The organism is Anaerococcus sp. (assembly GCF_022770135.1).
GTDB lineage: Bacteria > Bacillota > Clostridia > Tissierellales > Peptoniphilaceae > Anaerococcus.
The window spans coordinates 1-14551 of the sequence record NZ_JALEIL010000087.1 but is presented as its reverse complement, the minus strand read 5'-3'; the positions used below and the strand labels follow the sequence as shown (position 1 = coordinate 14551).

Annotated in this window: 12 protein-coding genes; 11 read left to right on the top strand and 1 reads right to left on the bottom strand. The window is 31.4% G+C overall.

The features are described 5' to 3' along the window. Positions 1-2 precede the first annotated feature (2 nt). The 7 genes from glmU to MRZ08_RS03920 all read left to right on the top strand — a co-directional run bounded on the left by glmU (position 3) and on the right by MRZ08_RS03920 (position 8790). Positions 3-1397: a bifunctional UDP-N-acetylglucosamine diphosphorylase/glucosamine-1-phosphate N-acetyltransferase GlmU gene (gene glmU, locus MRZ08_RS03950; RefSeq protein WP_297379485.1), complete on the top strand. Its 1395-nt coding sequence runs from the start codon at positions 3-5 to the stop codon at positions 1395-1397. Further along, positions 1394-2383, top strand: a complete 990-nt coding sequence (locus MRZ08_RS03945) for a ribose-phosphate pyrophosphokinase (RefSeq protein WP_297379482.1) — start codon at positions 1394-1396, stop codon at positions 2381-2383. The genes glmU and MRZ08_RS03945 overlap by 4 nt, the downstream gene beginning before the upstream one ends. Beyond that, positions 2383-2970, top strand: a complete 588-nt coding sequence (pth, locus tag MRZ08_RS03940; protein ID WP_297379479.1) for an aminoacyl-tRNA hydrolase — start codon at positions 2383-2385, stop codon at positions 2968-2970. Before MRZ08_RS03945 ends, pth begins: the two co-directional genes overlap by 1 nt. Beyond that, the gene (gene mfd / locus MRZ08_RS03935; protein WP_297379477.1) at positions 2963-6475 is read left to right on the top strand and encodes a transcription-repair coupling factor; all 3513 of its coding nucleotides are present in this window, start codon (positions 2963-2965) and stop codon (positions 6473-6475) included. The genes pth and mfd overlap by 8 nt, the downstream gene beginning before the upstream one ends. Next, a complete protein-coding gene (locus MRZ08_RS03930; RefSeq protein WP_297379475.1) occupies positions 6465-7544 on the top strand; it encodes a peptidylprolyl isomerase in 1080 nt (359 codons plus the stop codon). Before mfd ends, MRZ08_RS03930 begins: the two co-directional genes overlap by 11 nt. Continuing rightward, positions 7489-8430, top strand: coding sequence for a SurA N-terminal domain-containing protein (locus tag MRZ08_RS03925; protein ID WP_297379472.1), 942 nt, complete (start codon positions 7489-7491; stop codon positions 8428-8430). The genes MRZ08_RS03930 and MRZ08_RS03925 overlap by 56 nt, the downstream gene beginning before the upstream one ends. 81 nt (positions 8431-8511) lie before the next feature. Then, complete coding sequence (locus MRZ08_RS03920; protein ID WP_015777895.1) at positions 8512-8790, top strand: HU family DNA-binding protein; 279 nt, start codon at positions 8512-8514, stop codon at positions 8788-8790. A gap of 44 nt (positions 8791-8834) precedes the next feature. On the opposite strand, the gene MRZ08_RS03915 is transcribed toward MRZ08_RS03920, so the two are convergent. Beyond that, positions 8835-10583, bottom strand: coding sequence for an NFACT RNA binding domain-containing protein (locus tag MRZ08_RS03915; RefSeq protein ID WP_297379468.1), 1749 nt, complete (start codon positions 10581-10583; stop codon positions 8835-8837). 89 nt (positions 10584-10672) lie between these two features. On the opposite strand from MRZ08_RS03915, the gene gmk reads away from it, so the two are divergent. From gmk to priA, 4 genes are all read left to right on the top strand, one after another. After that, positions 10673-11281, top strand: coding sequence for a guanylate kinase (gene gmk, locus MRZ08_RS03910; protein WP_015777893.1), 609 nt, complete (start codon positions 10673-10675; stop codon positions 11279-11281). Next, positions 11274-11462 carry a DNA-directed RNA polymerase subunit omega gene (rpoZ, locus tag MRZ08_RS03905; RefSeq protein WP_015777892.1) on the top strand — a complete coding sequence of 63 codons (189 nt, stop codon included), beginning with the start codon at positions 11274-11276 and terminating at the stop codon, positions 11460-11462. Before gmk ends, rpoZ begins: the two co-directional genes overlap by 8 nt. Beyond that, positions 11456-12628 (top strand): bifunctional phosphopantothenoylcysteine decarboxylase/phosphopantothenate--cysteine ligase CoaBC, encoded by a 1173-nt coding sequence (gene coaBC / locus MRZ08_RS03900; protein WP_297379464.1) that lies wholly within the window; start codon positions 11456-11458, stop codon positions 12626-12628. The genes rpoZ and coaBC overlap by 7 nt, the downstream gene beginning before the upstream one ends. A gap of 4 nt (positions 12629-12632) precedes the next feature. Beyond that, a partial coding sequence (gene priA, locus MRZ08_RS03895; RefSeq protein WP_297379461.1) for a primosomal protein N' occupies positions 12633-14551 on the top strand: 1919 nt, incomplete at its 3' end.

The following is a 14551-nucleotide window of genomic DNA, read 5'->3' as shown; positions in this document are numbered from 1 at the left end:
ATATGTTGAAAGTAATAATAATGGCAGCAGGTGAAGGAACCAGGATGAAATCATCTACCAGCAAGGTCCTTCACAAGTTACTCAATAAAGAAATAATTAGATACGTCTACGATGCAAGCAATTTGAAAAATTCTGAAACTATCATTATCGCCGGTAAAAATAAAGACGCTATAAGTGAAATGTTCGATTCTTGTAAGATAATTGAGCAACAAATAGGTCCAGAATTCCCTTATGGAACTGGCTATGCTGTAAGCCTATGCAGCGATTATATAGAAGATAATGATGAGGTTCTTGTTTTAAATGGAGATATACCACTTATAACTAAGGGTGCACTCGAGGAGTTCGTAGATAGTCATATAGAAAATAAGGTAAGTGTATCTGTCTTATCTACTAAAGTTTCAGATCCAACTGGCTATGGAAGAATAATTAGAGATAAGAACTATGACTTCTTACAAATTACCGAACACAGGGACCTTAGAGATGATCAATTAGATATTGATGAAATAAATACAGGTATTTATATTTTTAATGGAGCTTCTCTTAAGAATGCTATTAAAGAAATAGACGCGGATAATGACCAGAACGAATTATACTTAACCGATTGCATCGAAATTCTTAATAAAAAAAATGAAAAATCAATGGCTTTTATGAATGAAGACGCTGACTTGTTCTATGGAATAAATAATAAAAAGGAACTTGCTAAGGCAAGTAGAATTCTTAGACAAAGAGTAAACGAAGAATACATGCTCGATGGAGTAATAATTGAGACACCAGATACAGTTACAATTGAACCTGGAGTAAAAATTGGTCAAGACACAGTGATATCAGGAAATGTTAAAATCCTAGGTGGGACAGAGATTGGATCTAATTGTGTTATTGAGGGCTCTTCTAGAATTGAAGATTCAATAATTTACGATAATGTGAGAATAGACAATTCTGTAATAGAAAAATCTATCATGGAAGAATCTAGTAACATCGGACCATATTCACATCTTAGACCAAAGGCGCATTTGGGTAAGAATGTTCACATCGGCAATTTTGTAGAGGTTAAAAATGCTAGGATGGGTGATGGTTGCAAGGCTGGACACTTAGCTTATATAGGAGATTGTGATCTAGGTAAAGATATTAATGTCGGTTGTGGCGTGATTTTTGTTAACTATGATGGTAAATTTAAACATAGGTCTGTAGTTGGAGATGGTGCTTTTATAGGATCAAATTCTAATATAGTAGCACCAGTAAACATTGCTTCTGAAGGATATGTAGCAGCAGGATCTACTATCACCAAAGATATTGATAAGGGAGAGCTATCAATAGAAAGAGCAGAGCAAAAAAACATTGCAGGCTATGTAGATAAAAAGAAAAAAAGAGATCAAGAAAAGTTAAAGGAGAGAAAATGACATCAAACTGTAATAGAGGCTCATATATTCAAAGAGGGGAATTGAAGCTTTTAACAGGAAACTCTAATAGGAAACTCGCTGAAAGTGTAGCTAAACATCTAGGAGTTAAACTAACTGAAGCAGATATCGAAAAAATTAAAGATGGAGAGATTTCTATCAAAATAAATGAATCAATCAGAGGTAAGGATGTTTTTATAATGCAACCAACATCTAATCCAACCAATGACAATTTGATGGAATTACTTATTATGATTGATGCTTGTAGAAGAGCATCTGCAGGATACGTAAATGCGATTATTCCTTATTACGGATATGCTAGACAGGATAGAAAGACTAGGGGTCGTGAGCCAATTACTGCGAAGCTTGTAGCAAATCTGCTTACAGTAGCAGGAGCTGATAGGGTTATCACAATGGACCTTCACGCTGGACAAATCCAAGGATATTTTGATATACCTGTTGACCATTTCTCTGCTATAAGACATCTTTCAACTCATTTTAAGGATATTGCTTATGATAGGCCAGATGAATTTGTAGTAGTAAGCCCTGATCTAGGAGGGGTTAGAAGAGCAAGAGAGTTTGCGGACTATTTAAAGCTACCTATAGCCATAATTGAGAAGAGAAGACCAAAACCAAATGTTTCTGAAGTTATGTCAGTTATAGGAGACTTCAAGGGTAAACACGCAATAATTGTTGATGATATGATCGATACTGCTGGAACAATTACAAATGCAGGTGATTTCTTAATTAATAGTGGTGCAAAAGACGTTTATCTAGTTGCAACTCATGGTGTATTTAGTGGTGATGCAATTGATAAAATAAATAGATCAAATGTAAAAGAAGTAGTAATCACTGACACTATTGCCTTGAGTGAAGATAAGAAAATTGATAAAATCACTCAAATGTCTATAGCTCCTTTATTATCTGAAGCAATTCACAGAATTAATACTTATGAATCAATAAGTGGACTCTTTGTGGACGGTAGATAATGTATTATATCGTAGGATTAGGTAATCCTGGATTAAAATACGAGAATACAAGACATAATGTTGGGTTTTTGACTATTGATTATCTTGCTAGAAAACATAATATTGATGTCAAAAAATCTAAATTCAAGTCACTTTATGGCCAGGGAACAATTTCTGGCCATAAAGTAATGCTTGTAAAACCACAAACATACATGAATAATTCAGGAGAAGCTGTAAGGGACTTAAAGAATTTCTATAAATTTGATACTGACAAGCTGATCGTTATTTATGACGATATAGATATAGATTTTGGAAGTATAAGAATTAGAAAGAAAGGATCCGCAGGAACCCATAATGGAATGAAGTCCATCATTTTTCAAATCCAAGATGACTCTTTCCCAAGGATAAAGATTGCAGTAGGAAAGAAACCAGAATATATGGATTTGGCAAACTTTGTGCTTAGTGGCTTTAGTGAAAAAGAAGCTGAAATAATACGAAAAGAAATTGATATAGCGAGCAAATCTATCGAAACTATAATAGAAGAAAATATTGATAATTCAATGAATCTGTACAATTCTGTTAGATTAGTGGAAGATATTGATGAATAAATTATTAGAAAATATCAACTCTTTAGAGCAAGTTAAGCAAATAGAAAATAATATAGATGATTATTCACCTATATATTTATCAGGACTAACTGATGGTTTCAAGCCTCACTTAGTCCTTGCTTTGTTTGAAAAGTTTGAAGAGAGCATTGTTATAATAGCAGAAAACGAAAAAAGAGCGGAAATATATTATGATAGCATAAATGGTATTAGAGAAAATCAAGCATATCTATTTCCAAGCTTAGATATTAATTTTTATAATATTAAGTCAATAGATAACAAAAAGCTTTCTCAAAGGATGGAAGTTTTAACTAAGCTTGCAAAGAGGGATAAATTTATAGTCATAACTACACTTAAGGCTATAACAAATAAATTAACTACTTTAGATAAATTTAACATGTCTTTTGTTAAAATAAAAGATGAAGATATTATTGATGTTAATAACTTCATTGAAAATCTAATAAATCTTAACTATACAGCAAATTCTCTTGTAGAAAATAAGGGAGACTTTGCTAAGAGAGGTTCTATTATAGATTTCTGGCCCGTTTCATACGACAATCCAGTTAGAATTGAACTATTTGATGACGAAGTAGACTCCATAAGATTATTTGATAAGGATAGTCAAAGAACAATAGAAAAGATTTCCGAGGCTGAAATTAGCCCTGTTACTGAACTTATATATTCAAAAGACGATTACGATAAGGTTATAAAAAATATTAACAGAGAAATAATGTCTTTAAATAATTATTCAAATGAAATAAATCGACAGAAGCTCATAGATAAATATAAACAAATTATAGCTTTTATTGAAGAGAGTATGTTTGTTAGTAATATTGACCTTGTAAATTCCTATAGAAAGGATGACTATTCTAGTTTCTTAGATTACATCCCAAAGAGTTGTCTGATATTTTTTGATGATGTTGCTAGAGTTATAGAAGACTATGATAACTTTTATGAAAATTTCCTCGAAGATTTGAGTCTACAAATGGAGAATAACGAAGTTTTCAAATCTTTTGAGCATGCAAGAATACTGATTGATGATATTTATGAACAAATAGATAAGTTTAGAATAATAAACCTAACATCTATTCTAAAAAAATCAAAGTTTTTTAATCCCAGAAAGATCATCGAGCTAAAAACTATAGAATCGGAAAATTTCAACCGAAGGGTGGATTATTTTATAGATAGGACAATAGAACTTGCTAATAGCGGCAAAAAGGTATTAATACTTGAAGGGAATGAAAAAACTGCTTCTCAGCTGATGGATGCCTATTTAGAAAAAGATTATACGCAGGTTTCAAAAGTCGACATAGGTGAAAGCTTCGAGAAAATCCCTATACAAATCGCAAATGCTACGAGTAGTAGTGGATATTATATTGATGATCTAGACTTTTATGTTTTTACCCATAAGGAAATTTATGGTAGTGAAAGAAAGGCTCGAAAGAAAAAGTCCAAGAACAAGACTTCTTCTAGGGATATTATAAATTATTCCGATCTTGAAATTGGAGATTATGTTGTTCATGAAAATAACGGTATCGGTATATATAAGGGTCTTGAGAAAATTGAAGTAAATAATATTGAAAAAGACTTTATTGTTATTGAATATCGAGGAACAGATAAGCTATTCGTTCCAGTAGATCAGATGAACCTTATAAGTAAGTATATAGGAAGTAGAGGGGAAAGCCCAAAACTTTCGTCTTTGGGAACTCAAACCTGGCAAAAAGCTAAGGCAAGAGCTAAAAAGGCAGTTGATGAGATAGCGGATGATTTAGTAGAATTGTATGCTAAAAGATCAAAGATAAAGGGACACGCGTTTTCGAAAGATACTACTTGGCAAAATGAGTTTGAAAATTCTTTTCCTTATGAGGAAACTTATTCTCAAATAAGATCCATAGAAGAAATAAAAAAGGACATGGAATCTGATAAACCAATGGATAGACTCCTATGTGGGGATGTGGGTTTTGGCAAGACGGAAGTTGCAATAAGAGCTGCTTTTAAGGCAATTATGGATGGGTATCAAGTAGCCTTTCTAGTTCCTACTACAATACTTGCAAATCAACATTATGAAACTATAAAAAAGCGTTTTGATAAGTTTCCTGTAAACGTACAAGTAATCTCAAGATTTAACCCAGCTTCTAAAAATAAGCTGATAATTAAGGAGTTAAAGGCAGGAAAGGTTGATTTGATCATTGGAACTCACAGATTACTATCAAAAGATGTAGGATATAAAAATCTTGGCCTATTGATTATAGATGAAGAGCAGAGATTTGGTGTCAAGCATAAGGAGAAATTAAAAGAATTAAAATCATCACTTGATGTCTTGACCTTATCTGCAACTCCGATACCAAGAACCCTTCAGATGTCCTTATCTGGCATTCGAGACCTATCAACCCTTGATGAAGCTCCAGAAGAAAGGATGCCTGTAAATACCTATGTACTTGAATATGATAATGGAATTATTAAACAAGCTATAGAAAGAGAATTAAACAGGAATGGCCAAGTCTATTTTGTCTATAATAGAGTTAATGATATAGAAAAACTCTACAATCATCTAATAGAACTTGTTCCTGATGCAAATATAGCAATAATTCATGGAAGGATCAGTCCAAAACAGATTGAAAAAACAATGCTCGAATTTATAGATGGTGAGATAGATATTCTCCTATCGACAACTATAATTGAAACCGGGATGGATATATCAAATGTAAATACCATAATAATCTATGACTCTGATATGATGGGACTTGGACAACTATATCAGCTTAAGGGAAGAATCGGGAGAGGAAATAGATCCTCCTACGCTTATTTTACTTATAGAACTGGAAAAATATTATCAGAGATCAGTGAAAAAAGATTAAAATCTATTAGAGACTTTTCAGATTTTGGTTCAGGCTATAAAATAGCTATGAAAGATTTAGAATTGAGAGGAGCAGGAAATCTCCTAGGCGAGAGTCAATCAGGCCATGTTGAGGCTATAGGTTATGATCTATATGTTAAATTCCTACAAGAAGCAGTAGAAAAAGCTAGTGGTAAGGAAGTAGAGATTAAGGATAAATCTGATGTGTATATTGATATTAAAGTAGATGGATATATTCCTAACTATTATATTGAAGACCAAGCACAAAAGATTGAGATTTATAATAGAATTGCAAGAATTCAAAATCAAGAAGATTATGATGAATTAGTCGCGGACTTAATAGATGTATATGGTGATATACCTCTAATGGTAGATAATTTAATGTACATTTCCTTGATAAAATCTTTGGCAGATGAATTATTATTTAGTGAAATTAGAGAAAAAAGCGGTAATGTAAACATATATTTCGAAAATAAAGATGCATTTAGTTTTGAGGAATTGGCAGAGATTAATCAATCATTTGAAAGGGATATGTCCCTTGATTTATCGACTAATCCGGCATTTAAAATTCCAGTATCTAGAAACAAACTTTTAGATACCTATGAACTATTAAAAACAATCGAAAAAGTAAGGAGTAAAAATGAAAAATAAAATTATACCAGTGATGCTAATGGCTTCTATGTTATTCGTAGGATGTAATCAAAATAAGGATGCAGGTCAGGATGCTAATAACAAGACAGAACAAACAGAAGAAGTAAAAGATAAAAAAAGTGAAAAGCTTGATGATAAAACTGTCGCTATAGTTGATGGAGAAAAGATTAGTAAGGACGATTATAAGGACGAGCTAAGCTTCTATGCATCAATGCTCGCAAGTCAACAACAACTCAAAAACTCTATCGTAACTATGATGGTTCAAGATAAATTAATTGCAAATGATATCAAGAAAAATGATATCAAAATCGACGATAAAGAAGTTGACGATGCCTTGATGCAATCTGTACAAAACTTTGGTGGCCAAGAGCAATTCGACAAAACTCTAGATGATTACAATATGAGTCTTGATAAATTCAAAGAAACACTTAAAAAGGACTTAATGTATAAAAAACACAGAGAATGGTTTGATACTAACAATGAAGTTACAGATGATGAAATAAAAAAATACTTTGAAGATAACAAGGATGAATTTGTAAAGGTTGACGCATCTCACATCTTAGTTCAAGATGAAGAAACTGCTAAAGAAATAAAAGAAAAAATCAATAATGGAGAAGACTTTGCTAAGCTTGCAGAGGAATACTCAACTGACACCGCTAGTGCTAAAAATGGTGGATCTGTAGGTGCCTTCTCCAAAGGTCAAATGGTTAAAGAATTTGAAGATGCAGCTTTCTCTATGAAAGAGGGTGAAGTTTCTGATCCAGTTAAGTCACAATTCGGATATCATATAATTAAAGTGAATAAAATAACAGATTCTTTCGAAGATTCTAAAGAAGAAATCACTAAGAAAATCAAAGATCAAAAATATGCAGATTACATTAAGAAATTACATGATGATGCAAATGTAGTTACTGAAAACGCAAGTGAAACAGAGACTAAGGATGATGCAAAAGAATCAGAAGCTGAAGTAAAGGCTGAAAAAGAAGAAGATACTACTGATAAAGAGGAAAAAGTTGAAGATTCTAAAGATGAAGCAAACAACAAAGAATCTGAAGACGAAAACAAGTAAGATTTTAATAACAGCGTTTTTGTTATTTGTCACACTTACTTCATGTAATAGTAAGGATAAAACTACTAGCAACATCATAGCAAGTGTCGATGGAAAGGCCATTTCAAGTGATTTATATTCAAAAGAATTAAGATTTTATCAGGCCTACTATAGCAAGGTCTACGGTGAATCTTACTTAGAAAATAAGAGCAAAAACGGAAAGACTAATGATCAAATACTAAGAGATGAACTAGTTGACTCTATGATTAAAGATCAAGTTATGAAAAAAGATTTAGAGTCTAACAATATTAAATTAGATGATAATGGATCAAATATTTTAAAGAATATTCTTGCAGACAAACTAAATGGTGAGGATTCACTGGAGGCAAATATCCTCGCCTTAGGGTTTAATGAAAACTCTATTAATGATATCTTATATAATGATTCTATAAGGAAGGCTCATTTCGATCTATACCTTAAGAAGAACAAGGTTAAAGATAAAGATGTAGTTGATTTTTATAACAAAGATAAGAATCTTCATAGGCTATACAAGTATAACGTCCTGGTATTCGATGATGAGAGTGTCGCTAAAGATATCAAAGATAAAATTACAGATGCAAAAAGTTTTAAATCATTCCTTAATAAAACCGCAAGGAACTACTCAATTATAAATTCCGATTTCGTTTATATAAACGATCAACTACTATTAGAATCTAAGGTTAAGGAAAAAGATAAGATAAGCAATATATTTGAGCATAAGGGAAAGTATTGTATACTTATGATAAATTCATATAATGAAAATGAAAATGAGCTATTACTCAAAGCAAAGGATATTTATTTAAAAAATTCCTATTACGACTACCTCAACAGGCTTATAAAAGAAAGTAAGATTAAGGTTTTTGTGTAGGAAAGGCTTGAAATTAGTTTATTTCTTATGTATAATCTATCTTAGAGTTAAACAGAATTATATTGATTTATAGGAGGAAATATGAATAAATCAGAATTATTAATTAATATTTCAGAAAAAAGTGGTCTTAAAAAAAGTGAAGCAGAAAAAGCATTAAATGCATTTCTTGAAACAGTAACTGAGTCACTAGTAGAAGGTGATAAGGTTCAACTTGTTGGTTTTGGAACTTTCGAAGTAAGAGATAGAAAAGCTAGAGAAGGAAGAAACCCAAGAAAACCTGAAGAAGTTATTCAAATCCCAGCTTCTAAAGCTCCAGTATTTAAAGCTGGTAAAACACTTAAAGAAGCAGTTAATAAATAATAAAGAAACAAAAACCGGTCTTGAAATAAAGAACCGGTTTTTACTTATTTAACTTCTTTATAATGAGCTTTTAAATCTATACTTGTATCAATTGTAATTGTATTGAAATCAGTATAGTAGACCATTCCTGGTTTTGCACCCTTAGCTTTATTTACATTCTTCTTTTGAGTATAATCTATATCTACTTTATTGCCTCTAGAAACTGACGAATTTATTGCGGCAAGATAGGCTGCTATCTTTATGTCATCTTCATCTATATTGTCATTTCTTAATATAACATGGCTTCCTGGAAGGTCCTTAATGTGAAACCATAAATCATCCTTGTTGGCAAGCTTTAGAGTAATATAATCATTTTGCTTACTATTTTTACCTACATATATATCGCTTGAGTTTTTAGTAACATAGTGATATGGTTTTGATTTCTTGGAAGATTTCTTTTTATTCTTAGCTTTTTTCTTAATAATCTTCATTTCCACTAGTTCTTCTCTAATATCTGCTAAATCTTCAATACTAGTTGACCTGTTAATAAAGTCTTTAGTTTGTTCTAGATAGGCTAACAGTTCTTTTTGTTTTGGTAGGTCCTTTTTGGCATAATCATAAGAAGCTTTAAGTTTTTTTGATCTTGTGTAAGTTGCCTCGACATTTTCCCAAGGAGTCTTTAGTGGATCAATACTTATTATAGACTCTTCGTTATTATTATAATAATCTAAAACCTTAACCTCCTTGTCTCCTTTATTAATCTTGTAGACATTAGCAGCTAAGAGATCTCCTCTTTTTTTGAACTTATCTATTGAATCTTTATTTTCTAAATTTGACATTAAAATTTTTATTTTTTTGTCAACTGTTTTGATACTTGAATTTAGCTTTTTATTTAAATCAGATTTTTTCTGATTCAATCTATCGTGTGTTTTGTTAGTATTAAAGAATTTATCTATAGCATCACTCATTGTATTCATCAAATCTCTTTTATATGATAGATGTGTTAGTTCTAAACAATGAAAGTCCTTGATTTTATATTTATCCTTATATACAAAACTAGAAAGCTTGTTATTTCTTATATCTTCAGCTAATTCTTGTAGAAGTTTATCTAATTTTCTTTTCTCATCTTCACTTACAAGTCCCCAGTTAATTCTATCGTCTATACCAGCCCTGAAAACCAATTCTTTACCTACAGCAGGGGAAAAGCCTGTATAATTTTGATGGAAGATTTTATAAGGAACTTGATTATCTGCAAGTTTTTGATCTAAAGTTTTTATATCTAGCTTAAAATCATCCTTAGTTATATCTTCCTTATCATCGTCTATAAATTCATATTGAAGGGATGGGAATATCTCTCTAACTGATGACATTTGGCTATTTACTCTTTTAATAGCATCGATTATCCTGTAATCGTCGTTCACTAGTATAATATTTGAGTATTTTCCCATTATCTCAACAATAAGTTTTTTAGATGTATCAAAGCCCATTTCATCTATGGAGGAAATTGAAAAAATCACAACCCTATCGAGACCTCTCTGACTTATATCGATAATTTTTCCTTGATTTATGTGCTTTCTTAGTACCATACAAAAGTTAGGAGGTACATCAGGGTTTTCATATTTTTTATTTGTTAAATTTATTCTTGCTTCATTATTATTCGCACTAAGTAATAATTTGTAGTTTTTACCCATGGAATAAACATTAAATACAATATCATTTTTAGAAGGTTGAGTAACTTTTTGAATCTTCCCTCCTAATAATTTTTCTCTAAGCTCATTAACTATTTTACGTGTAACTATTCCATCATAGCTCATTTAATCACCTCCTAAGCATTATACAATTATTTTTGTATACTTGAAGTAAGCTGAGGCTAAAAGTAGAATAACTATAATAAGGGGGCAAAATGAAAAAGGGATTTTTATTAGTAATATCTGGTCCATCAGGAGTTGGAAAAGGTACTGTTTTACACGATCTTATGAATACACAAACTAACTTAGTATATTCTGTATCTGCCACTACTAGGAAGAAAAGAGATGGGGAAATAGAGGGAGTAAGTTATTTTTACATAAGCCATGAAGAATTTGAGAAAATGATAGAAGAAGATAAATTCCTTGAATATGCTCACGTTCATAATAACTACTACGGAACTCCCAAAGATTTTGTTGAGAATAAAATCAATGAAGGGAAAATTGTAATATTGGAAATAGATGTACAGGGCGCTATAAATATCAAGAAAAATACTGATAATGGGGTCTTTATTTTTTTGGCACCACCATCACTTACCGAACTTAAAAACAGGATTGTTGGTAGAGGTACAGAAACTGATGAAGATATTAAAATTAGGATGCATAATGCCAGAAAAGAGCTCGAGTATATCAAAGACTATGATTATTTGGTAGTTAACGATCATTTAAATACTGCTATTACATCTGTTAATGAAATTATAAACGCAGAGAAGCACAAGGTTTTTAGGGAAGAAAATTTAGATTTTAAGGAGAATGATAATGAATAATCCATCATTTAAAAAATTAAGCGAAATTAGTCCAAGCAGATATGAAATTTGCATGATGTGTGCCAAAAGAGCAAGAAGGATTGTTAATGGTTCGGCTCCTTTGACAGAAAAAGTAGAGGCTAAGCCAGTAACTCAAGCATTAAATGAAGTTATAGAAGGGAAAGTTAGCAAGAAATGCTAGAAGGCAAAAATATTCTTCTGGGAGTAAGTGGGGGTATTGCAGCATATAAGGTATTAGACCTTTGCTCCAGACTAAAGAAGAAAAATGCTAATCTAAAAATTATAATGACTGAATCTGCAAGTAAATTTGTAAGCCCGCTTAGTTTCGAGACTATGGGCAGATGTAAAGTTTATTCAGATTTGTTCGAAGGAAGTCATGAATCAGTTCATCATATAGACCTACCTAAGTGGGCAGATGTTTTTCTCATTGCACCAGCAAGTGCTAATACAATTGCTAAGATGGCTAGTGGAATAGCAGATAATTTCTTAACAGCTTCTTATCTTGCTTGTGATAAGGATGTAATTATAGCTCCTTCTATGAACACTAATATGCTAAAGAATAAAGCTACAGTTAAAAACATTGACACCTTAATAAGCTATGGAGTACAAATTATTAGACCTGAAGCAGGAATTCTTGCATGTAATACAGTTGGAGATGGGAGACTCGAAGAGCCAAGTAAGATAGTAGAATTTTTAGAAGATTATTTTACCGAAAAAGACCTAAAAGGAAAAAAAATTATAATTTCTGCTGGTCCTACTGTTGAACCGATTGACTACGTTAGATACATAACGAATAAATCTAGTGGTAAGATGGGTTATAATATTGCCAATGAAGCAAGAAAAAGAGGTGCAGAGGTAATATTAGTATCTGGTCCAGTAAAACCATTTGAAATCGAAGGAATCACAAGGATAGAAGTCAAGACAAATGAAGAAATGAAAAATACAATTGATAGATATTTTGATTCATCCGATGCATTGATTATGTCAGCTGCTCCAGTTGATTATAGGGTTGAGAACCCAAGCGATAGAAAACTTAAGAAAACAGGAAATAATTTAGAACTAGATCTTATTGAAAATCCTGATATAGTTAAGTATTTTGCAAGCAAGAAAAATAAACAAAAAATAATTGGTTTTGCTGCCGAAACTGATGACTTAATTGAAAATGCTAAAGCTAAGTTAAAAAGGAAAAATCTCGATTATATTATTGCCAATGACCTTACTAAATGGGGAGCAGGCTTTAATGTAGATACTAATATTGCAAGTATCATATGTAAAGATAATATTGAAGAATTAGGAATTATGCCTAAGGATGAACTTGCAAATAAGATACTTGATTTATTAAGGTGATATTTTGTTCGCAAAAGTTATTTTAGACACTAATAGTAGATTTTTAGATAGAAGTTTTACTTATAAAGTTCCTGATAGACTAGTTGATGATATATCCATAGCTAGGAGGGTCCTTGTTCCTTTTGGTGGGGGAAACAAAACTTATGTGGCTTTCATCTATGAGTTAGTAGACAATTTAGATTCAGATATAGACTTTAAAATTAAAGAAATTATAGACCTTATCGATGATAGAAAGCTAATTTCAAATGAACTTATGGATTTAGCTTTTTTTATGTCTAAAAGATATAGCTCTTCTATACAAGCAGCTCTTAAGCAAGTTATGCCTCCAACTAAAATCAAGGATATTCATGTTTACTATCAGAATGCTAGTGAGCTATCAAATGATTTTCTTGATTACCTGGAAGAAAAAAGAGAAATTAAAGATCTTGCGAGAAAATTTTCAGACTACAAAGAAAAACTTGATTATTATTTACAAGAAAAAATAGTAAAAGAAACTTTTGATGTTAAATCTAGTCAAAAAATAAGCTATGATGAGTACGCAGATTTAACTAAAATGAATGAAGAAAAAATAAATTCAAGAGCGTATAAACAAATTGAAATTGTTAACTATCTTAAAGAAAATGGCATAACAGAAGTTAAAGAGTTACTTGCCCATACAAAAGCGGGTAAATCTAGTCTAAATACTCTCATTAGTAAAAATATAATTTCTATAACTAAAAAGGAAAAAGAAAAAGAAATTAGCGATTTATATAGCAAATATAATAAGTTTACCTTAAATAATGAGCAACAAAAAGCTTATGATATTATAAATAATGATAGAAAAGGACACTTCCTTTTGTATGGAGTTACTGGTAGCGGCAAGACAGAAATTTTCCTACAAATGGTTGAAAAGGTAATAAGTGAGGGAAAAGAGGCGATTATTCTAGTACCAGAAATCTCTCTTACTCCTCAAACAATTGAAAGATTTAAGGGAAGATTTAATGAAAAAATAGCAATTATGCATTCTAGACTCACGCCTAAAGAACGTTTCAATCAATGGAGAATGATAAATAATGGAGAAGTTAAAATTGTAATCGGAGCACGATCTGCTATATTTGCTCCTTTTAGAAATCTTGGCATAATTATCATTGATGAAGAGCACGATCAATCATATATTTCATCTCAAGATCCTAAGTATCATACAGATGAAATAGCTATAGAAAGAGCAAAAGCCCACTCCTGCAATCTAATACTTGCAACAGCGACTCCTTCAATAAGAAGTATGGCTAGGGTCGAAGAAGGTGATTTTGAGTTAATAAAGCTTAATAATAGAGTAAATAACAATATGCCTAGTATTGACATTGTCGACATGAGAGAGGAACTCAAAGAATCTAATTTCTCCATGATTTCTAAGAAATTATATAGAGAAATAGAAAATAACCTTAAAAATTCTGAGCAAACAATATTATTTCTTAATAAGGTTGGGCATGATTCCTTCACTTTTTGCAGATCTTGTGGTCATGTTATAAAATGTGAAGCCTGTGACGTGGCCATGACCTATCATAAAAATGTAGATAAGCTCGTATGTCATTATTGTGGTAGAACTAAAAATCAGGTTAGAATATGTCCAGTATGCCATTCAAAAAAAATTAAAGAATTTGGTGCAGGAACAGAAAAATTAGAAGAAGAAGTAAGACATTTCTTTCCGGATGCTAATATTTTAAGAATGGATTCAATGACAGCTACCAACAAAAATTTATATGAAACGATGTATAGGGATATGAAGAATAACAAAATCGATATTCTCTTGGGAACGCAAATGATTGCTAAAGGTTTAGACTTTAAGAATGTCTCCTTAGTTGGGATAATATCGGCTGATTTAAGTCTAAATGTGGGTGACTTCAAGGCAAATGAAACTACATTTCAATTATTAACCCAAGTATC

Excerpts from the sequence above, each read along its gene's own strand:
- glmU (WP_297379485.1), top strand. The coding sequence starts at position 3 with ATGTTGAAAGTAATAATAATGGCAGCAGGTGAAGGAACCAGGATGAAA.
- MRZ08_RS03945 (WP_297379482.1), top strand. The coding sequence starts at position 1,394 with ATGACATCAAACTGTAATAGAGGCTCATATATTCAAAGAGGGGAATTG.
- pth (WP_297379479.1), top strand. The coding sequence starts at position 2,383 with ATGTATTATATCGTAGGATTAGGTAATCCTGGATTAAAATACGAGAAT.
- mfd (WP_297379477.1), top strand. The coding sequence starts at position 2,963 with ATGAATAAATTATTAGAAAATATCAACTCTTTAGAGCAAGTTAAGCAA.
- MRZ08_RS03930 (WP_297379475.1), top strand. The coding sequence starts at position 6,465 with ATGAAAAATAAAATTATACCAGTGATGCTAATGGCTTCTATGTTATTC.
- MRZ08_RS03920 (WP_015777895.1), top strand. The coding sequence starts at position 8,512 with ATGAATAAATCAGAATTATTAATTAATATTTCAGAAAAAAGTGGTCTT.
- MRZ08_RS03915 (WP_297379468.1), bottom strand. The coding sequence starts at position 10,583 with ATGAGCTATGATGGAATAGTTACACGTAAAATAGTTAATGAGCTTAGA.
- gmk (WP_015777893.1), top strand. The coding sequence starts at position 10,673 with ATGAAAAAGGGATTTTTATTAGTAATATCTGGTCCATCAGGAGTTGGA.
- rpoZ (WP_015777892.1), top strand. The coding sequence starts at position 11,274 with ATGAATAATCCATCATTTAAAAAATTAAGCGAAATTAGTCCAAGCAGA.
- coaBC (WP_297379464.1), top strand. The coding sequence starts at position 11,456 with ATGCTAGAAGGCAAAAATATTCTTCTGGGAGTAAGTGGGGGTATTGCA.